We start from the raw sequence: 18,517 nt of genomic DNA on the forward strand, positions 1-18,517 counted from the left end.
GACGCCGCCCGTGACGAACAGTTTGCGGCCGCCCTCTTCATAAAGACCGCAGGCCCAGCGTTCGGACATCCGCGACGCATGCACCAGACGCCCAAGGAACGGCAGGTTGACCTGTCCGCAATGGGTATGGCCGGCCATCGTCAGGGCGACCCTGTCCGGGACCTCCGTGAACGGGTCGGGCCAGTGGCTGATCACCAGGACCGGCGCCCCGTCCGCGGCCTGGGCCAGGGTGCGCTCGACCCGGGGGCCCTCGCGCGGCGACATGATGTCGGCCAGGCCCGCGATCCAGAAATCGCCGCCGGGCCGGGCGATCCGCTCGACCTGGTTGTCCAGTATCGCGACACCGGCCCGGCGCATGGCCCCGGCGATGGCGGCGTCGTCATACCAGCTGTCGTGATTGCCCAGCACGCCGTGGACGCCCAGCGGCGCGCGCAGGCCGCCGAAGGCCTCGACCCCCTTGAGGATTTCGGACTGTTCGGGCCGGGCCCGCGTCGCCGCCGGCTCGTGACCGCCCGCATAGTCGCCCAGCAGCATGACCACGTCGGGATGTTCGGCGTTCATCCGCGCCACCAGCCGTTCGACCCTCGGAACGTCGACATGAGGCGCCGCGACATGGGTGTCGGAGATCAGGCCGATCCGAAGGGGAGCCCCGCGCCACTGGGCGCTCTCGACCGTGACGTGGCGCACCGTCAGGGTCGCGGGCTCGACCAGAAAGCTCCATACGCCGAGCGCCCAGAGACCGGCGACGACGACGCCCAGGCCCCCCGCAACGAAAATCCGGCGACCGCGAAGCAGCCGCCGGATCAGAAAGGCGCAGACGATGGGTCCGATCAGGACCGCAAACCAGGCCAGGGTCAGGACGACGCCTTGCCCCGCCATGTCGAACTCAGGCCGCCGAGACTTCCGAGGCCTGTTCCGCCAGGATGGTCAGACCGGCCGGGGTCACGTCGGCGAAGCCGCCGTGAACCTCGAAAACCCGACGCACATTGCCGTCGAACACGGTGACCAGACCCTCGCGCAGGGCCGTCATGAAGGGGGCGTGCTCGGGCAGGACGCCGAAGTCGCCCTCGACGCCCGGCGCGTCGACCTGATCGACGAGGCCGGAGAAGACCTCCCGTTCAGGGGCGACGAGCGAGAAGGAGAGTTTTCCGGCCATGATCAGGCGGCTTCCGCAGCCATCTTCTGGGCCTTCTCGACGGCTTCCTCGATGGGGCCGACCATGTAGAAGGCGGCTTCGGGCAGGTGGTCGTACTCACCGGCGACGATGCCCTTGAAGGAGCGGATCGTGTCGGCCAGCTCGACGAACTTGCCGGGCGCGTTGGTGAACTGTTCGGCCACGAAGAAGGGCTGCGACAGGAAGCGCTGGATCTTGCGAGCGCGCGAGACGACCAGCTTGTCCTCTTCCGACAGCTCGTCCATGCCCAGGATGGCGATGATGTCCTTGAGCGCCTTGTACTGCTGCAGGACTTCCTGGACCGAACGGGCGACCTGATAGTGTTCCTCGCCGATGACCAGCGGGTCCATGATCCGCGAGGTCGAGTCCAGCGGATCGACGGCGGGGAAGATGGCCTGGGCGGCGATGTCGCGGTTCAGCACGGTCGTCGCGTCCAGGTGGGCGAACGAGGCGGCGGGCGCGGGGTCGGTCAGGTCGTCGGCGGGAACGTAGATGGCCTGGATCGAGGTGATCGAACCCTTCTTGGTCGAGGTGATGCGCTCCTGCAGGTTGCCCATCTCGGTGGCCAGCGTCGGCTGATAGCCCACGGCCGACGGGATACGACCCAGCAGGGCCGACATTTCCGAACCGGCCTGGGTGAAGCGGAAGATGTTGTCGATGAAGAGCAGCACGTCCTTGCCCTCTTCGTCGCGGAAATATTCGGCCTGGGCCAGACCGGTCAGGGCCACGCGGGCGCGGGCACCGGGAGGCTCGTTCATCTGGCCGTAGACCAGGGCGCATTTGGAGCCTTCGCCGCCGCCGGCGACGTTCACGTTCGACTCGATCATCTCGTGATACAGGTCGTTGCCTTCGCGGGTGCGCTCACCCACGCCGGCCAGGACGGAGTAACCGCCGTAGGCCTTGGCGATGTTGTTGATCAGTTCCTGCATGGTCACGGTCTTGCCCACGCCGGCGCCGCCGAACAGGCCGGTCTTGCCGCCCTTGGTGTAGGGGCAGATCAGGTCGATGACCTTGATGCCGGTGACGAGGATTTCCGACGAGGTCGACTGTTCCTCGAACGACGGGGCCTCGCGGTGGATCGGGCGGAACATCGTGGTCTGGATCGGGCCGGCTTCGTCGATCGGCGCGCCGACGACGTTCATGATGCGGCCGAGCGTGCCCGGGCCGACGGGGGCCAGGATCGAGGTGCCGGTGTCGGTGACCGGCTGACCGCGCGTCAGGCCTTCGGTCGTGTCCATGGCGATGGTGCGGACCATGTTCTCACCCAGGTGCTGGGCGACTTCGAGAACCAGGGTGAAGGGCTCGCCCGTCTTCTGGTCGACGTTCTGGGTCTGCAGGGCGTTCAGGATGGCCGGCAGCTGGCCGGTGAACTCGACGTCCACGACGGCACCGATGACCTGGGCAATCTTGCCCACGCCGGTTCCGGCTGTGACGGCGGCGTTGCCGGTGGCGGCAGCGGCGGCCGGGGCCTTGGGCTTGCGGGCGGCGGGTTTCTTGGCGACGGTGTCGGTCATCGGGAGGGGTCCGTTTCGGTCTGTATCTGTCAGGATCGGAGGATCAGAGCGCTTCCGCGCCGGCGATGATCTCGATCAGTTCGGTGGTGATCTGGGCCTGGCGCTTGCGGTTGTACTGCAGCGTCAGCGAGTTGATGAGGTCGCCCGCGTTGCGGGTGGCGTTGTCCATGGCGCCCATCTGGGCCCCGAAGAAGCTGGCCTGGTTCTCGTACAGCGCGGCCAGCACCTGGGTGGTGATGTTGCGCGGCAGGACGACGTCGAGGATTTCCTCTTCCGAGGGCTCGTAGTCATAGACGGCGCCGTTCAGGTCGATCGGAGCGGCGTCGCCGTCCACCACGGCCGGGATCAGCTGTTTCGGCGTCGGCACCTGGGAGATGACCGACTGGAAGCGGCTGTAGAACAGGGTCACGACGTCGGCGCGGCCGGCCTCGAACTCCTCGGCGATCAGGGCGGCGATCGGCTCGGCCGCAGCCATGCCGATGACCTTGTGTTCGCTGAGCTCGAACGTGTGGATCAGCTTGTCGCCGTACAGACGGGCCAGACCGTCACGGACCTTGCGGCCCACGGCGATTACGCGGACCTCCTTGCCGTTGGCGATCAGGGAGTTGATCCGCTCCTTGGCGGCACGGATGACGTTGGTGTTGAAACCGCCCGCCAGACCCTTGTCGCCCGTGGCCACGACCAGCAGGTGCTTCTTGTCCGCGCCCGTGCCGGCCAGCAGTTTCGGCGCGCCGTCGCCCGAAACGCCCGCCGCCAGGTTGGCGATGACGGCGGCCATCTTGCGGGCATAGGGGCGCGCGCTCTCGGCCTGGTCCTGGGCGCGTTTGAGCTTGGCCGCGGCGACCATGTTCAGGGCCTTCGTGATCTTCTGCGTCGACTTAACGCTTCCGATCCGATTGCGCATTTCCTTCAGACTGGCCATCGGGCGCTACTCTCTCAGCTTCCGGGTCAGGCTTACGCGAAGGTCTTGGCGAAGGATTCGATGGCGGCCTTCAGCTCGGCTTCCAGCTCCTTGGACAGGGCCTTCTGCGTGCGGATGGCGTCCAGGATACCGGCGTGGTTCGAGTGCATCCGGGCCAGCAGTTCGCTTTCGAAACGACCGATGTCGGAGACCGCGACCTTGTCGAGGTAACCGCGCGTACCGGCGTAGATCGAAACCACCTGCTCCTCGACCGCCAGCGGCGAGTACTGGGGCTGCTTCAGCAGTTCCGTCAGACGCGCACCGCGGGCCAGCAAGTTCTGGGTCGAGACGTCGAGGTCCGAGCCGAACTTGGCGAAGGCGGCCATTTCCCGGTACTGGGCCAGCTCGCCCTTGATCGAACCGGCGACCTGTTTCATCGCCTTGATCTGGGCCGAGGAGCCCACGCGCGACACCGAGATGCCGACGTTCACGGCGGGGCGGATGCCCTGGTAGAACAGGTCGGATTCCAGGAAGATCTGGCCGTCGGTGATCGAGATCACGTTGGTGGGGATGTAGGCCGACACGTCGTTGGCCTGGGTCTCGATCAGCGGCAGGGCCGTCATCGAACCCGAACCGTTGTCCTCGTTCAGCTTGGCCGAACGCTCCAGCAGGCGGCTGTGCAGATAGAAGACGTCACCCGGATAGGCTTCGCGGCCCGGCGGGCGGCGCAGCAGCAGGGACATCTGGCGATAGGCCACGGCCTGTTTCGACAGATCGTCATAGACGATCAGGGCGTGCATGCCGTTGTCGCGGAAGAACTCGCCCATGGCCGTGCCCGAGAACGGGGCCAGGAACTGCAGAGGGGCGGGCTCGGACGCCGTGGCGGCGACGACGATCGTGTAGTCCAGGGCACCGCGCTCTTCGAGCGTCTTGACGATTTGGGCCACGGTCGAGCGCTTCTGGCCGATGGCGACGTAGATGCAGTAGAGCTTTTCGCCTTCCGAGGTGGCGGCGGCGTTGGTGTTCTTCTGGTTCAGGATGGTGTCGACGGCGACGGCCGTCTTGCCGACCTGACGGTCGCCGATGATCAGCTCGCGCTGGCCACGGCCGACGGGGATCAGGGTGTCGATGGCCTTCAGGCCGGTCTGCATCGGCTCGTGAACCGATTTCCGGGGAATGATGCCCGGTGCCTTGACGTCCACGCGGCGACGCTCGGTGAACTGGATCGGGCCCTTGCCGTCGATCGGCTCGCCCAGCGGGTTGACGACGCGGCCAAGCAGGCCCTTGCCGACCGGAACGTCCACGATCTCGCCCAGACGACGGACTTCATCGCCCTCGGCGATCTGAGCATCGGCGCCGAAGATCACGGCCCCGACGTTGTCGCGTTCCAGGTTCAGGGCCATGCCCTTCACGCCGGCCTTGGGGAATTCGATCATTTCGCCGGCCTGGACATTGTCCAGACCGTGGATGCGGGCGATGCCGTCGCCGACCGACAGGACGGAGCCGACATCGGACACGTCGGCTTCGACGCCGAAGTTTGCGATCTGCGACTTGAGGATGGCCGAAATCTCGGCGGCGCGGATGTCCATGGTCTGGCTCTCTGGCTTTCGTCTTCAGGTGCGGACCCTTGGGGCCCGGCAGTCAATCGTGGATGGCGGAGTAAATCAGGCCCGGCGAAGGGCGAACTTCATCTGGTCAAGCTTGGTCTTCAGCGAAGCGTCGAACAGTTTCGAGCCGACCTTGACCTTGAGGCCACCCAGGATCGACGGATCGACCCGCGCGGTCAGTTCGGGGGCCTTGCCGACCGCCTCGCGGATGGCGTTGCGGATATGGGTCAGCTGGGCGGTCGTCAGTTCCTGGGTCGAGACGACCTCGGCGGCGACGACGCCGGTGTGTTTCGCGTACAGGCCCTCGAAGCCGGTGATGACGGCAGCCAGGTCGCGGGCGCGGCCGTTCTGGGCCAGCAGGCCGAGGAAATTCTGCGTCGTCTGGTGGAACTTCGCCTTCACGGCGATGGCGGCCAGACCCTTGCTCTGGTCTTCGGCAGCGATCACCGGCGAGGTGGCCAGACGGCGCAGGTCGGCGCTCTCGATCCAGGCGGCCTTCAGCGAGGCGAGGTCGGCGCGGACAAGGTCCAGCTTTCCGGTCTCGAGCGCGAGGTCAAACAGCGCCTGTGCGTAGCGTGCGCCGACTTCCGTCGTCCTGAAATCGTCTGCCAAGGTCGGGTCCGTCCGGATCAGCTTCGAGTGTTCGCGACCGTTCGCGAGGGTCCGCGACAGCCAAAGGCCTGAAATGCTTTAGGAAAGCACGCCAAGGGCCGTTTCGTGCGAAACGCCCCCTGGAAGCCGGGCGCCTGATAGCATGGGCTTTTGCCGGTCGCAACAAGTCGTGATCGACCCCATTGGTCGCACCCGGTGCCGGCCGGACCGGCGACAATGCGACGCGCTGCCCCTATGGCCTGACAGGCCTGTCCTGCGTTAGAAGGCGGCAAAGCTGATCAGGAACCCGCATGTTCGACTCCATCGCCCCTCTTCTCACCGACCCGGCGGCCTGGGCTGCGCTCGTCACCCTTGTGGTGATGGAGGTGGTGCTCGGGATCGACAATCTGATCTTCATCTCGATCCTGTCGAACAAGCTGCCGCCGGAACACCGCACCCGCGTCCGCCGCATCGGCATCGGCCTGGCCCTGGTCATGCGTCTGGCCCTGCTGTCGATCATCGCCTGGCTGGTCGGGCTGATCCAGCCGGTCTTCACGGTGTTCGGAAACGAGTTCTCGTGGAAGGACCTGATCCTGATCGCGGGCGGCCTGTTCCTGATCTGGAAGGCGACCAAGGAGATCCACCACACGGTCGATCCCACGCCGAGCCATGACGTGCTGGACAAGAAGGATGTGGTCATCTCCAACGCCGGGGCCGCGATCTTCCAGATCATCATCCTGGACCTGGTCTTCTCGATCGACTCCATCCTGACGGCGGTCGGCATGACCGAGCATCTGCCGATCATGGTGGTCGCCGTCCTGGCCGCCGTCACTGTCATGCTGCTGGCCGCCGACCCCCTGGCCAACTTCATCGCCAAGAACCCGACCGTGGTCATGCTGGCCCTGGGCTTCCTGCTGATGATCGGCCTTGTGCTGATCGCCGACGGCTTCGGCTTCCATGTGCCCAAGGGCTACATCTATGCGGCCATGGCCTTCTCTGCGGGGGTCGAGGCGCTCAACATGCTGAGCCGAAGGTCCCAGACCAAACAGGAGAAGGCCCAACGGGCGCGCGAAACGGCCGATCAGGCCGAGGCGCGGGCCAGGGAAGCCGAGGCCGAAGCGGCGCTGGACCCCACCCACTAATGACGGGGCCCGGCCTGCGCAGGCTTTCGGCGGTCGCGGGGCTTTCGGCCCTTCTGATCGCCGGAGCCTGTCTGGCCCAGACTACGGCTCCGGCTCCGGCTCCGGCTCCGGCTCCGGCTCCGGCTCCGCCCCAGGCCGGGCTGGCGTCGCCCGCCGCGCCGCCTGCCCCGACCCGCCCGCCGGTCTATGGCTATGAGGTGGTCAATACCTATCCGCACGACCCGACCGCCTTCACCCAGGGGCTGGAGTTCCATGACGGGGTCCTGATCGAGAGCACCGGCCGGTTCCCCTCGACCGTCCGCAAGGTCCGACTGGAGACCGGCGAGGTGCTCGACCGCCGCGAGATCGACGAGACCTATTTCGGTGAGGGGCTGACCGTCGTCGGCGACCGGATTCTGTCGCTGACCTGGCGGAACCGGAAGGGCTTCGTCTGGGATCTGGACGACCTCGAGCCGCGCGGCGAGTTCGCCTATGCCGGAGAGGGATGGGGCCTGACCCATGATGCGCGCCGGGTGATCCTGTCGGACGGCACGGCGGCGCTGCGATTCCTCGATCCCGAGACCCTGGTCGAGACCGGCCGCGTCCCCGTGACCTGGCAGGGACGTCCGATCGGCAAGCTGAACGAGCTGGAATGGGTCGAGGGCGAGGTCTTCGCCAATGTCTGGCAGTCCGACATCATCGTCCGCATCGACCCGGCGACCGGAAACATCACAGGCGTGATCGACCTGACCGGCCTGCTGCCCGCATCGGACCGCGCCGACCCGGCCGACGATGTCCTGAACGGCATCGCCTGGGATGCGGAGGGACGCCGCCTGTTCGTCACGGGCAAGAACTGGCCGAAACTGTTCGAGATCCGGCTGACCGGGCCGCGCTGACCGGCACCTCTGCGGCGACGCTGGCGGTCGGGGTCCAGATCGACCACTAACGGCGCCTATCGAATCACACAGCACGAAGCCACACGATGCCTGACCTGACCCTCTATCGCCCCAATGTCGGCGTCGTGCTGTTCAACCGCGAGGGCCTGGTCTGGTACGGCCGTCGGGCGGGCGTCGATGGTCCCCACAACTGGCAGTTCCCGCAGGGCGGTGTCGACAAGGGCGAGGCCCTGGAGGCGGCGGCCCTGCGCGAGTTGCACGAGGAGACGGGCGTCACCTCGGTCGAGCCGCTGGGCCGGACCGTGGAGGAGGTCCTCTATGACTTCCCGGCCGAGCTGAGGGCCCGGCATCTGCGCGAGGGCCGCAAGCCGTGGGACGGTCAGCGCCAGATGTGGTTCGCCTATCGCTTTACCGGCGAGGATACCGAGATCGACCTGAACCAGCACGACGAGGTCGAGTTCGATGCCTGGCGCTGGGGAGCGCTGTCGGAGGCCTGCGACCTGATCGTGCCGTTCAAGCGGGCGGCCTATGAGCAGGTGGTGGCGGCCTTTGCGGAGTTCGCGGCCTAGACGCGGTCACACTGGGTCGCCATAGGGACGGCCATGGCCGACGCCCCGTCCAGCACCTTGTCTCGCACCCTGTCCGTCGCTCCGATGATGGACTGGACCGACCGGCATTGCCGGGCGTTTCACCGCGCCCTGACGACGAAGGCCCTGCTCTATACCGAGATGGTGACGGCACCGGCGGTGATCCATGGGGACCGGGAGCGGCTGCTGGGGTTCGATGCGGTCGAGCATCCGGTGGCGCTGCAGCTGGGCGGATCGGACCCGGACCAGCTGGCGGAGGCGGCCCGGATCGGCGAGGCCATGGGCTATGACGAGATCAACCTGAACGTCGGCTGTCCGTCGGACCGGGTCCAGTCTGGGCGGTTCGGGGCCTGTCTGATGCGTGAGCCCGAGCTGGTGGCCGACTGTATGGCGGCGATCAAGGGGGCGGTGTCGGTCCCGGCGACGGTCAAGTGCCGCATCGGGGTGGACGATCAGGACCCGGCGGTCAGCCTGTTCGCCACAGTGGACGCCTGTGCGGCGGTCGGCATCGACACCTTCATCGTCCATGCGCGGATGGCCTGGCTTCAGGGCCTGTCGCCCAAGGAGAACCGGGACATTCCGCCGCTGGACTATGCCCTGGTGCGGCGGCTGAAGCGGGAGCGGCCGCATCTGAGCGTCTCCATCAACGGCGGGATCGCCACTCTGGAGGCGGCCGAGGCGCACCTGGATGACGCTGACGGCGTCCAGCTGGACGGGGTCATGCTGGGCCGGGCCGCCTATCACGAACCGGCCTTGCTGGGGCAGGTGGACCGGCGACTGTATGGGGCGGAGACGCCGGACGTCGATCCGTATCAGGCCATCGACCGCTACCGGCCCCATCTGGCGGCACGGCTGGACGAGGGGGTCGGCCTGCACGCCATGACGAGGCACATGCTGGGGCTGATGCATGGGCGGCCGGGGGCGCGGGCCTTCCGGCGCATCCTGACGGTCGAGGCGATCGCCAAAGGGGCCGGGATCGATGTCGTTGATCGAGCGGTCGAGGCCGTGCGCGAGGCGGAGGCGCGGCGGGCCGAGCCACGTGACGCCAGTCTGGACGACCAGGCCGCGTGACGATCCTGGGCCTGCCGCTGTCGGAGATCGCCGCCCTGCTGATCGCCGTGGTCGCGGCGGGGCTGTTCGGGGGGCTGATCGCGGGCCTGTTCGGGGTCGGGGGCGGGACGGTGATTGTGCCGGCCCTGTTCTATGCCTTTTCCGTCCTGAGGCTGGGCGGGGAGAGCAATCTGCACGTCGCCATCGGCACCTCCCTGATGACCATCGTGGCGACCTCCTGGCGGTCGCTGGCCGCCCATCGCAGCCACGGGGCGGTCGACGAGCAGGTGCTGAAGACCTGGACGCCCTGGGTCGGGCTCGGGGCCCTGATCGGAGCCGGGATCGCGGGCTTCACCTCCATGGGTGGGCTGGCCATCGTCTATGGCGTCTGCCTGATGATCGTGGCGGCCCAGATGGGGCTGTTGCCGGAACGGATCACCCTGGCCAGGGACCTGCCGACCGGATGGGGACGGCGCGGGGTCGGGACCGGGATCGGCCTGTTGTCGGCCATGATGGGCGTCGGCGGCGGCTCGTTCGGAGGCATGCTGCTGACCCTGTGCGGGCGGCCGATCCATCAGGCGGTGGCCACGGCCTCGGGGTTCGGCATCGCCATCGGGATCGCGGCGACCCTGGGGTTCGCGGTGTTCGGCTGGGGAGCGCCCGGACGGCCGCCGCTGTCGGTCGGATACGTCAATGTGCCGGCGGCGGTGCTGATGGCCCTTCTGACCACCCTGATCGCCCCCTATGGCGCAAGGCTGGCGCACCGGCTGGACAAGCGGGTGCTGCGCCGGGCCTTCGCCGTCTATCTGCTGGTCACGGCCGCCCTGGTGGTCATCAAGGCGCTCTGAACCCAGGCGCTGGGCATGGCTCGGGTGAAAAGTGCTGGTGCTAGTGAGCAGGCACTGCGATCCGGCAGTCATCGCTCACTAGCACTAGCACCCCTTGCTCACTTTCGACGCTGGCCGGATGAAAAACAGAGTCCGAAAGGTCTGAATGGTCCGAAACGCCGGACTGTCCGGACTCGAAAAACAGAGTCCGAAGAGTCCGTTGAGTCCGTTGAGTCCGGACTCCTTGACCGAAAAGGCGGGCGTGGAATGTCAAAGACCGGACGCCCATCCTAACACAGCGGCGAGGGGCGCCGGGTCGAAGGCCTCAAGAATCGGGCAATCCCTTGCGCGACAAGGGATCGGAGCCGCGAAGTTGCGAACCTGGCTCCCCGTTCGGGGCCGTCCGTCAGGGACGCAGGGTCAGGGACGCAGGCGTGGCCTCGAAGGCCGAGAGGCGACCCAGATAGCTCATGCCCAGCAGCGACTGTTCCAGCCCCGCCTCGACGACCAGGGCTTCGACGTCATGGACCTCGGCCGAGGCGATGGACACCGAGCTGAGCGTCACGGCAGCGGCGCGGGCACGGCCCGACGCGGTGTTGACCGTGCGGGTGAAGTCGGCGGGCGTCAGCTTGAGTCCCAGACGCAGGGCGTCCTCGCGGGTCAAGGCCACGACGCTCGCGCCGGTGTCGACCAGGACGCGGACGGCGCGCCCGTCGATCTTGGCCTCCGCCCAGTAGTGACCGTCGGCGGCGCGCATGATCTGGGCCGTGCCGGGTCTGGCGGCGGGGGCGTGGGCGGCAGACGCATGGGCGGGCGCGGCCAGCACGGTCTCGGCCCGGGCCTCGCGGCGCGAGGCGTCGGTGTGGGTCAGCCAGAAGGCGACGCTCAGCGAGGACGCCGTCGCCATCACCATCACGGCGGCGGACTGGAAGTCGAAGCGGATCATGGGGGCTCACGCGACAGAACCGCTTCTGCGGTCACGGCGCATCCTGCATGGCCTGCGTTGGGATGCGGTGAACCGATGTGGTTGACGCCCGGTTAGCGAGCTGAGCCGTTCGGGGTCGAGGGTTTTCGGTGGTCTCTGTCTCGGGCAGGTTCATCACGAAGGGCTCCAAGAATGCACAAAGGACACCAAGGGTCCGTGCAGGCCTTGAAGCGCTGTCCAGCCGTTGGGGGTCGGGCGGCTGAAAGGCGGCTTCGCCGCATTCTGTGCTGTCGCCAGCAGGGCGTGGGCGTTGGCGTTGGCGAGGCCAAGCGTCCATCTCTTCGTGTCCTTCGTGAATTCTTGGTGTCCTTTGTGATGAACCCTCGATCGGCCCGAAGAGCGCCTCGGCTGATTGACGGCGGCCCTCTCGTTCAAACCGGACCGAGTTTCGCGGGATCGATCCGGGAACGGCGGTCGGGCAGGTCGGCCATGATCCCGGCGCGTTCGGCGTCGGTGAATCCGGCCCAGCCGCCGATCTCCGACAGGGTCCGCAGGCAGCCCAGGCAGAGGCTGGAGGTCCCGTCGACGACGCAGACCTTGATGCAGGGGGTGGCGATAGAGCGTGGCGGTTCGGTCACAGAAGAAAGACACTCATGCGAAAACCACTCCGAATGCGGACCATTTCTCTTGCAATTTATCCATCCGTATGCGATCTAAAATGCGACGCGAAACGACTGAGAGGGTGAAAGCCCCTGCGAGCACGACGTGTCTCTTTTCCCGTTCAACGAAAGGAGACATCAACGATGAACGACAAAGACAGGAATCTCCAGCACGCCATGACGTCCTTTGCCTTCTGGGGCGGGATGCTGGTGAACTCGAACCGACAGAACCGCGCGAACGATCGCGTGGTCAGCCATCCGTCGAACTTCGTGCCGATCGAGATCAAGCGGCCCCGATAGGCCGCCCGGTGCCAGAAGGTGCCACATCCCGACTTGCACATCGAAGCCCCGGTCCCGAAAAGGCCGGGGCTTTTGCTTATCCGGAGACGACCATGGCCCTGATCATCCAGGAGCGGCTGACCCAGCCGGGCGGCGGATCGGTGGTGGTCCTGACCCTGGACCGGGCCGAGCGGCTGAACGCCCTGCCCGACCTGACCGACGGCGACGAGGTGGCGGCCGTCTGTGAGGCGATCAACGGCGATCTGGATATCCGCTGCGTGGTCCTGACCGGGGCCGGGCGGGCCTTTTCGGCCGGGGGCGACCTGAACGCCATGAAGGCGCGGGGCGAGATGTTCGCCGGATCGGGCGCGGCGATCCGTGAGCAATACCGACGGGTCGTCCACCGCATCGTGCGGGCCTTCTATGGGCTGGAGGTGCCGCTGATCGCGGCGGTGAACGGGCCGGCGTTCGGCCTGGGGTGCGACATCGCGGGCCTGGCCGACATCCGCATCGCCTCGGACCGGGCCAGTTTCGGCGTGCCCTTCCTGAAGCTGGGCATCATTCCGGGCGACGGCGGGTCGTGGCTGTTGCCGCGCAACATCGGCTATGTCCGCGCCGCCGAGATGCTGTTCACCGCCCGAGCGATCGATGCGGAGACGGCGGAGGCCTGGGGCCTGGTCAACCGGGTGGTGCCGCACGAGGCCCTGATGGACGAGGCGATGGCCACGGCGGCCCAGGTCGCCGCCATGCCGCCGCGTGCCCTGCGCATGGCCAAGGGACTGCTGCGTCAGGGACGGGACATGACCTTCGACCAGACGCTGGAATACTCCGCCGCCATGCAGGCCCTGGCCCATCTGACCGACGACCATATCGAGGGGGTGACGGCCGTGCTGGAGAAGCGGACGGGGGTGTTTACCGGCGACTGACGCACGACGCCCGACACCTGATGCCTGACCCCCGGGCTCAAACGTCGCCGTGGCGGATCGTCACTGTCATGCCCGGCCGGGATGCGACCTCGATATGGGCGTCGAGCTGCCTGACCAGGGCCTCGACGATCGCTGTGCCGAGGCCACCGCCGGTGGCCGGGGCCGCGATGTCCGCCTTGCCCACGCCGTTGTCCGACACGACCAGGGACCAGGCCTCGCCTGCGCTTTCATAGCGCACTTGGACGTGTGCGTCGGCCTGGGGCTCGGGAAAAGCGTATTTGATGGCGTTGATGACCAGCTCGGTGACGATCAGCCCGATCGAAACCGCCTTGTCCGAGCCGATCATGCCATCGTCGGCAATGACCCGGATGTCGATGGGCTGGATGTCCGCGATCATCGAGGCGCCCAGGCTGTCGCACAGCTTGGTCAGATAGGAGCCGACCGCGATACGGTCCAGCCCGCCCGAGGCGTGCAGGTGGGACTGGACCTCGGCGACCGACAGGACCCGTTGATGGGCGTCCTTGAGGTGGTCGCGGGTTTCCTCCGAGGTCACCGCCCGAGCCTTGATCAGCAGGATGCTGGCGATGATCTGCAGGCTGTTGGCGACGCGGTGCTGCATCTCCTGAAGCAGTATCTGCTTCTGGCGCAGCAGTTCCTCGGTGCGTTCCAGCAGATCGGCCTTCTCGCGCTCGATGACCCGACGGGCCGTGATGTCGGTGAAGGCCAGCAGGATCGTGGTGTTCGGGCTGGTGTCATAGACGACCATGCGGGCGTTCAGCAGCATGGTGCGCCGGCCCAGGCCCGGAAAGTCGTGATCGACCTCGAACCCGTCCATGGCCGTGTGTTCGGGGATGATGGTTTCGAGCAGCAGGCGCAGAGCCGGGATGTTCCACTGGCCGTCGCCGAGATCATAGAGCAGGCGACCAACTGTCTGGGCGGGGTCGACCTGGAAGGTGGCGTAGAAGGCACGGCTGGCGAGCAGGACGCGGAAGCGCGCGTCCAGCACCACGAGGGGCTCATGGATGGTCTCGACGATCGCCTGGGCGAGCGTCTGCGCGTCCTCGATTCCGGGGATCGGCGTCGTCATCGCTGTCTGAGGTGCCCGCGCGGCGCGGGAAATCCCCGGCCGACCTCAGAACCGTACGCCATTGGACGCCCTGAGTCGGATAAATCTAGGGGGTGGGGCCCAGTGTCGGCCGAACGCCCGATCGTTCCTGCCACAGAGCCTCGTTGGCCAGATTGCGCCAGTGGTCGGCCATGGCGCGCCACTCCGCCCGGTCACCGGTGCTCGCGGCGGCCCTCTGGTCCATCTCGCGGGCCTTGGCCAGACATTGGTCGGCGGTGCGCATCCCGTTCAACGCAGGGCGGCACGGATGGGTCCGTCCTCAGTCCAGGGCGCAGATGTCGGGCAGGCCGCGCAGGGCACCGGCGTTGTCGAGGCCGTAGCCGACGAGGAACCGGTCGGGGGCGGACCAGCCGACGAAGTCGGGCTCGGGCGCGCGGGGCAGGGGGAAGGGCTTGCGGGCGAAGACGCAGGTGAGGACCTCGGCCGCCCCGGCCGCCCTGGCGATGCGGACGGACTCGGCGAGCGACAGGCCGGTGTCGAAGACGTCGTCGAGGATCAGAACCCGGCGGCCCTCGAGCGAGCGCTGAAACGGCGCATGGACGTCGATCCGGCCCCGGCTGGTCTTCTCGTCGCCGTAGGACGCCAGCCACAGGGCGTCGAAGCGGACGTTGCGTCCGATCCGCGACAGGGCCCGCGTCAGGTCGGCGGCGAACCACAGCCCGCCGGTCAGGAGGACCGCCGCGACCGTCTCGTCGTCGATGACGGGGGCGATGCGGGCGGCCAGATCGGCGACGACGCGGGCGATCTCCGCCTCGGACAGCAGGATTTCAGGGGCGGCCGTCGGGGGGGAGGAAGGAGCCATGACCGCCGATACCGCCTGACAGGGGCGTCTGTCGAGCGTCCTGCCCCGCCAGACCGGCTTGCGGTCAGTGGTGGGCGGCAGCGACCGGGTGGGCATCGACCGGGGTCAGGGCCGGGGGCGTATTGAGCTCGTGGCTGATGGCGGGACGCAAGGCACCGTGGTCGTCGGCGGTCGGAAGCGGGCGCTGGACCGGGGCGTGGGCGGCGTCGGCGGCGGCGTCTCCATGCTCGGGTGCCGCATGAGGGTCGGCGGCGTGGTCGGCGGGGGCGGGGTGATCGTCGCCGTGCCCGGCCTTGTCGTCATCGCCATGGCCCGCCTCGGCGGCCTTGGCGGTGCGGCTCTCGTCGACGAAATCGACGCCGATGCCGACGATCTTCTGGCCCGGGTCGGCGACGACGGCGGCGAAGCCCTGGACCCCGCCGGGCAGGACCGGAGCGGCGTCGATGGCGATGATCTTGAAGCCGATCTCGGCCCCGTGAGCATCCAGCAGGGCGACGCGGATGGCCGGCGAGACGATCTCCTTGTCGCGGATGTTCCTGATGGCGCCCGAGACGATGACCTTGCCCGGATCATAGGGGGCGACCTTGATGGCCATGGCCTCGAAGGTCAGGCCGGTGCGGTTCACGGGCGAGCCGACCATGGCATAGGCGCCGGCGGCACGGGGATACAGGTCCACCACCTCGACCCGGAACAGCCAGGCGGCCCCCAGGATGGCGACGAAGACGCTGGCCAGACCGGCCCAGACGGCACCGTGGGTGGCGGCGCGGCGGACGCGGCGCTGTTCCTCGGCCCGGGCGCGGAAGACCTTGGGCAATTCGGGGGCCGGGGTCTCGGCGAGCGTTTCGGGGGCCTCGTCGCGTTTGCCGAAGCCGGCCTGGACCGTGGTGGCGGGATCGGCGGGTTCGGACAGCTCCAGCGGCTCGTCGGCCAGGCTGGCGTGCCAGGTGTGGGCGCAGGTGCGGCAGCGGACGCGACGGCCGGTCGCGCCGATCGCTTCATCGGGCGTGAAATAGCTGGTGGCGCAGGACGGACAGGTCAGTATCATGCGGTCTGACTGCGGAGCTTTCTCAGCCCCCTCCCGTCGGGGCTTTGCCCCGGTCCATTAGAAAAAATGACTGCTCCGCCCCGTCTCGCCGCCGCCGATGAACCCGCGTCCGAAACCGTCCGCCTCGCGGGGGTGGGTTTCGGCTATGCCGATTCGCCCGACGTGCTGCGGGACGTTAACCTCATATTGCCCCGGGGCTCTTTCCACTTCCTTACCGGGCCGTCGGGAGCGGGAAAGTCGTCGCTGCTGCGGCTGCTGACCCTGGCCGAGCGGCCGACATCCGGGCGGATCGCCCTGTTCGGACAAGAGGTGACGGACCTGCCCCGCGCATCGGCCCCGGCGTTGCGGCGACGGATGGGGGTGGTGTTCCAGGATTTCCGGCTGCTCGACCACCTGGACCTGTTCGAGAACGCGGCGCTGACGCTGCGAGTCTCAGGGGCCAAGGCCGGGTCGTACGATGCCGACGTCGAGGAGATGCTACGCTGGGTCGGGCTGGGCGAGCGGATGGATGCGCGGCCGCCGCAGCTGTCGGGCGGCGAGAAACAGCGTCTGGCCATCGCGCGGGCCGTCATGGGCAATCCCGAACTGATCATCGCCGACGAGCCGACGGGCAGCGTGGACAAGGCCATGGCGGACAAGCTCTTGATGCTGTTCCAGTCGCTGAACCGGCTGGGGGCCACCGTCCTGATCGCCAGCCATGACGAGGCCCTGGCCGAGCGGTCGGGCGCGCGGCGGCTGCGGCTGGATCGCGGCAGGCTGACCGGAGCGGTCGCATGAAGTCGCCCTTTCCCACCCGACCGGGCCTGTTGCCGCGCGACGCGGCCGGCGAGAGCTGGCTGGCGGCGGTGATCGCGGTCCTGTGTTTCATGGCCTGTCTGGCCGCTGTCGGAGCGATGGCGGCCGACCGGGCGGCAAGGGGCTGGGCCGGGGAGCTGAGGGCCGAGGCGACCGTCCAGGTGCGGCCCCGCGTCGGCGAGACCGGCCCCGCCGCCGCCGCCCGCGCCGCCGAGACCCTGGCCGGGGTCGACGGCGTCGAGGAGGCCGTGGCCATGGATCGCAAGACCGCCGAGGACCTGCTGCGGCCCTGGCTGGGCGAGGCGGCCCTGCCCGACCTGCCCCTGCCGTTTCTGGTCACCGTGCGGCTGGACCGGGATGCGCCCGCCTCGGCCGTGGTGCTCAGCCGGGCGCTGGCGCAGGCCGGGCTGGACGCCAGTGTGGACGACCATTCTCTGTGGCGCGGCGAGGTCGAGGGGGCGGCGAACCTGATCACCGCCCTGGCCCTCGCAGGGTTCCTGCTGACGGCCGGGGCTGCGGGCGCGGCCATCGTCTATGCGACCCGGGCGGGGATGAAGGCGCAGAGCGCCGTGATCGAGACCCTGAGCCTGTCGGGGGCGACCGAGCGCGGCATCGCCTGGCTGTTCCAGCGGCGGTTCGGCCTGCTGGCGGCCGGGGCCGGACTGGTCGGGGCAGGGGCGGCAGCCGCCCTCGTCGCGGGGTTGCGGGCGCTGGGCGGCGAAGGCGGGCTGACGGCGGCCCTGCCCCTGGCCTGGAGCGACGCGCTGTGGCTCTCGCCATGTCCCCTGCTGGCCGCTACGGTGGCGCTTGTGGCGGCCAGAATCGCCGTGTTCGGAACACTTGGCGGCCGCAGGGCCTGACGATAGGGAGATCAGATGAAGTTTCTGACGCTTATCGGCATCGTCGCCCTGGTCTGGGTGGTCGGCCTGTTCGCCTTTGCGGACCGGGTGCGCGGCCTGACGCCGGCCAATCCGCCCGCGCGCGCCGACGCCATCGTCGCCCTGACCGGGCCCTCGGCCGAACGGGTCAATGCGGCCATCCGCCTGCTGGACCAGGGCAAGGGCGACCGGGTGCTGATCTCGGGCGTCAACAAGGAGGTTCGGCGCCAGGAACTGCGTGCCCTGACGCCGGGCTCGAACCGGCTGTTCAACTGCTGCGTCGACCTGGGGTTCGAGGCCGAGGACACCGAGGGCAATGCCCAGGAGATCGCCGCCTGGGCCCGGTCGCATGGCTATGACGACCTGATCGTGGTGACATCCGACTATCACATGCCGCGTTCGCTGGTGGAGATCCGCAGCGTGGCCCCGGGCATCCGGCTGCATCCCTATGCGGTCGAGACGCCGTCGCTGGACAATACGCGCTGGTGGAAGGCGGCGGTGACGGCGCGGCGGATGACGCTGGAATACATGAAATATCTTGCCGTCCTGGGCCGCGAGGGAATGCACCGGATCACCGGCCGGCACCGCGAGCGCGAGACCCTGACGCCCACGCCCGCCGAGCCGGAGACGGCGCAGTCGGAGAAGGCCGCGTGACCACGATCCGGTCGCTGCTGTTCGTCGCCTGGCTGTATCTGTCGATGGCGATCTTTGCCGTCGCCCTGTCGCCGGTGCTGCTGCTGCCCTATCGAGCGCCGATGACGGTGATCCGGATGTGGGCGCGGTTCGTGCTGTTCGGCCTGCGCTGGATCGCGGG

The 18,517-nt window shown here is 68.2% G+C and carries 22 protein-coding genes; 10 read left to right on the forward strand and 12 right to left on the reverse strand.

The window, feature by feature from the left end:
* From ACILQR_RS09425 to ACILQR_RS09450, 6 genes are all read right to left on the reverse strand, one after another.
* On the reverse strand, window positions 1-879 hold an 879-nt coding region (locus ACILQR_RS09425), incomplete at its 3' end, for a metallophosphoesterase (RefSeq protein WP_395651184.1).
* 7 nt (window positions 880-886) lie between these two features.
* The gene (locus tag ACILQR_RS09430; protein ID WP_395651185.1) at window positions 887-1,156 is read right to left on the reverse strand and encodes an ATP synthase F1 subunit epsilon; all 270 of its coding nucleotides are present in this window, start codon (window positions 1,154-1,156) and stop codon (window positions 887-889) included.
* A 2-nt stretch (window positions 1,157-1,158) separates the two neighbouring features.
* A complete protein-coding gene (atpD, locus tag ACILQR_RS09435) occupies window positions 1,159-2,688 on the reverse strand; it encodes a F0F1 ATP synthase subunit beta (RefSeq protein WP_395651186.1) in 1,530 nt (509 codons plus the stop codon).
* A gap of 43 nt (window positions 2,689-2,731) precedes the next feature.
* On the reverse strand, window positions 2,732-3,610 hold the full coding sequence (locus tag ACILQR_RS09440; protein ID WP_395651187.1) for a F0F1 ATP synthase subunit gamma: 879 nt from the start codon (window positions 3,608-3,610) through the stop codon (window positions 2,732-2,734).
* 32 nt (window positions 3,611-3,642) lie between these two features.
* Window positions 3,643-5,178, reverse strand: a complete 1,536-nt coding sequence (gene atpA / locus ACILQR_RS09445) for a F0F1 ATP synthase subunit alpha (RefSeq protein WP_271146046.1) — start codon at window positions 5,176-5,178, stop codon at window positions 3,643-3,645.
* A gap of 75 nt (window positions 5,179-5,253) precedes the next feature.
* A complete protein-coding gene (locus ACILQR_RS09450; protein ID WP_395651188.1) occupies window positions 5,254-5,808 on the reverse strand; it encodes a F0F1 ATP synthase subunit delta in 555 nt (184 codons plus the stop codon).
* A 290-nt stretch (window positions 5,809-6,098) separates the two neighbouring features.
* Here ACILQR_RS09450 and ACILQR_RS09455 point away from each other — a divergent pair, with 290 nt between their 5' ends.
* From ACILQR_RS09455 to ACILQR_RS09475, 5 genes are all read left to right on the forward strand, one after another.
* The gene (locus ACILQR_RS09455) at window positions 6,099-6,929 is read left to right on the forward strand and encodes a TerC family protein (protein ID WP_271146044.1); all 831 of its coding nucleotides are present in this window, start codon (window positions 6,099-6,101) and stop codon (window positions 6,927-6,929) included.
* Window positions 6,929-7,804, forward strand: coding sequence for a glutaminyl-peptide cyclotransferase (locus tag ACILQR_RS09460; protein WP_395651189.1), 876 nt, complete (start codon window positions 6,929-6,931; stop codon window positions 7,802-7,804). The genes ACILQR_RS09455 and ACILQR_RS09460 overlap by 1 nt, the downstream gene beginning before the upstream one ends.
* 86 nt (window positions 7,805-7,890) lie before the next feature.
* Window positions 7,891-8,373, forward strand: coding sequence for an RNA pyrophosphohydrolase (locus ACILQR_RS09465; protein WP_271146042.1), 483 nt, complete (start codon window positions 7,891-7,893; stop codon window positions 8,371-8,373).
* A 33-nt stretch (window positions 8,374-8,406) separates the two neighbouring features.
* Window positions 8,407-9,462, forward strand: coding sequence for a tRNA dihydrouridine(20/20a) synthase DusA (gene dusA / locus ACILQR_RS09470; protein ID WP_395651190.1), 1,056 nt, complete (start codon window positions 8,407-8,409; stop codon window positions 9,460-9,462).
* Window positions 9,459-10,289, forward strand: coding sequence for a sulfite exporter TauE/SafE family protein (locus tag ACILQR_RS09475; protein WP_395651191.1), 831 nt, complete (start codon window positions 9,459-9,461; stop codon window positions 10,287-10,289). Before dusA ends, ACILQR_RS09475 begins: the two co-directional genes overlap by 4 nt.
* A 385-nt stretch (window positions 10,290-10,674) precedes the next feature.
* On the opposite strand, the gene ACILQR_RS09480 is transcribed toward ACILQR_RS09475, so the two are convergent.
* Window positions 10,675-11,214 carry a TIGR02281 family clan AA aspartic protease gene (locus ACILQR_RS09480; RefSeq protein ID WP_395651192.1) on the reverse strand — a complete coding sequence of 180 codons (540 nt, stop codon included), beginning with the start codon at window positions 11,212-11,214 and terminating at the stop codon, window positions 10,675-10,677.
* A 410-nt stretch (window positions 11,215-11,624) separates the two neighbouring features.
* Entirely contained in the window at window positions 11,625-11,831 is a 207-nt protein-coding gene (locus ACILQR_RS09485) for a DUF1289 domain-containing protein (protein WP_395651193.1), read from the reverse strand.
* Window positions 11,832-11,996: 165 nt separating this feature from the next.
* Between ACILQR_RS09485 and ACILQR_RS09490 the strand changes: the two genes are divergently transcribed.
* The gene (locus tag ACILQR_RS09490; RefSeq protein WP_271145887.1) at window positions 11,997-12,152 is read left to right on the forward strand and encodes a hypothetical protein; all 156 of its coding nucleotides are present in this window, start codon (window positions 11,997-11,999) and stop codon (window positions 12,150-12,152) included.
* Window positions 12,153-12,244: 92 nt separating this feature from the next.
* Window positions 12,245-13,057, forward strand: coding sequence for a crotonase/enoyl-CoA hydratase family protein (locus ACILQR_RS09495; protein ID WP_395651194.1), 813 nt, complete (start codon window positions 12,245-12,247; stop codon window positions 13,055-13,057).
* Between the two features lie 37 nt (window positions 13,058-13,094).
* On the opposite strand, the gene ACILQR_RS09500 is transcribed toward ACILQR_RS09495, so the two are convergent.
* The 4 genes from ACILQR_RS09500 to ACILQR_RS09515 all read right to left on the reverse strand — a co-directional run bounded on the left by ACILQR_RS09500 (window position 13,095) and on the right by ACILQR_RS09515 (window position 16,030).
* Complete coding sequence (locus ACILQR_RS09500; RefSeq protein WP_395651195.1) at window positions 13,095-14,144, reverse strand: sensor histidine kinase; 1,050 nt, start codon at window positions 14,142-14,144, stop codon at window positions 13,095-13,097.
* An 85-nt stretch (window positions 14,145-14,229) separates the two neighbouring features.
* Complete coding sequence (locus ACILQR_RS09505; protein ID WP_395651196.1) at window positions 14,230-14,406, reverse strand: hypothetical protein; 177 nt, start codon at window positions 14,404-14,406, stop codon at window positions 14,230-14,232.
* Window positions 14,407-14,442: 36 nt separating this feature from the next.
* Window positions 14,443-14,985 (reverse strand): phosphoribosyltransferase, encoded by a 543-nt coding sequence (locus tag ACILQR_RS09510; RefSeq protein ID WP_395651197.1) that lies wholly within the window; start codon window positions 14,983-14,985, stop codon window positions 14,443-14,445.
* Window positions 14,986-15,049: 64 nt separating this feature from the next.
* Window positions 15,050-16,030, reverse strand: coding sequence for an MJ0042-type zinc finger domain-containing protein (locus ACILQR_RS09515; protein WP_395651198.1), 981 nt, complete (start codon window positions 16,028-16,030; stop codon window positions 15,050-15,052).
* A 66-nt stretch (window positions 16,031-16,096) separates the two neighbouring features.
* Between ACILQR_RS09515 and ACILQR_RS09520 the strand changes: the two genes are divergently transcribed.
* From ACILQR_RS09520 to ACILQR_RS09530, 3 genes are read left to right on the forward strand one after another with little or no spacing between them, the layout of a single operon-like run.
* On the forward strand, window positions 16,097-16,807 hold the full coding sequence (locus tag ACILQR_RS09520; RefSeq protein ID WP_395651199.1) for a cell division ATP-binding protein FtsE: 711 nt from the start codon (window positions 16,097-16,099) through the stop codon (window positions 16,805-16,807).
* Window positions 16,804-17,685: a cell division protein FtsX gene (locus ACILQR_RS09525; protein ID WP_395651200.1), complete on the forward strand. Its 882-nt coding sequence runs from the start codon at window positions 16,804-16,806 to the stop codon at window positions 17,683-17,685. The genes ACILQR_RS09520 and ACILQR_RS09525 overlap by 4 nt, the downstream gene beginning before the upstream one ends.
* A gap of 15 nt (window positions 17,686-17,700) precedes the next feature.
* The gene (locus ACILQR_RS09530) at window positions 17,701-18,357 is read left to right on the forward strand and encodes a YdcF family protein (RefSeq protein ID WP_395651201.1); all 657 of its coding nucleotides are present in this window, start codon (window positions 17,701-17,703) and stop codon (window positions 18,355-18,357) included.
* The last annotated feature ends 160 nt before the right edge of the window (window positions 18,358-18,517 follow it).

Origin of the sequence: Brevundimonas sp. (assembly GCF_044239655.1) — a bacterium.
GTDB lineage: Bacteria > Pseudomonadota > Alphaproteobacteria > Caulobacterales > Caulobacteraceae > Brevundimonas.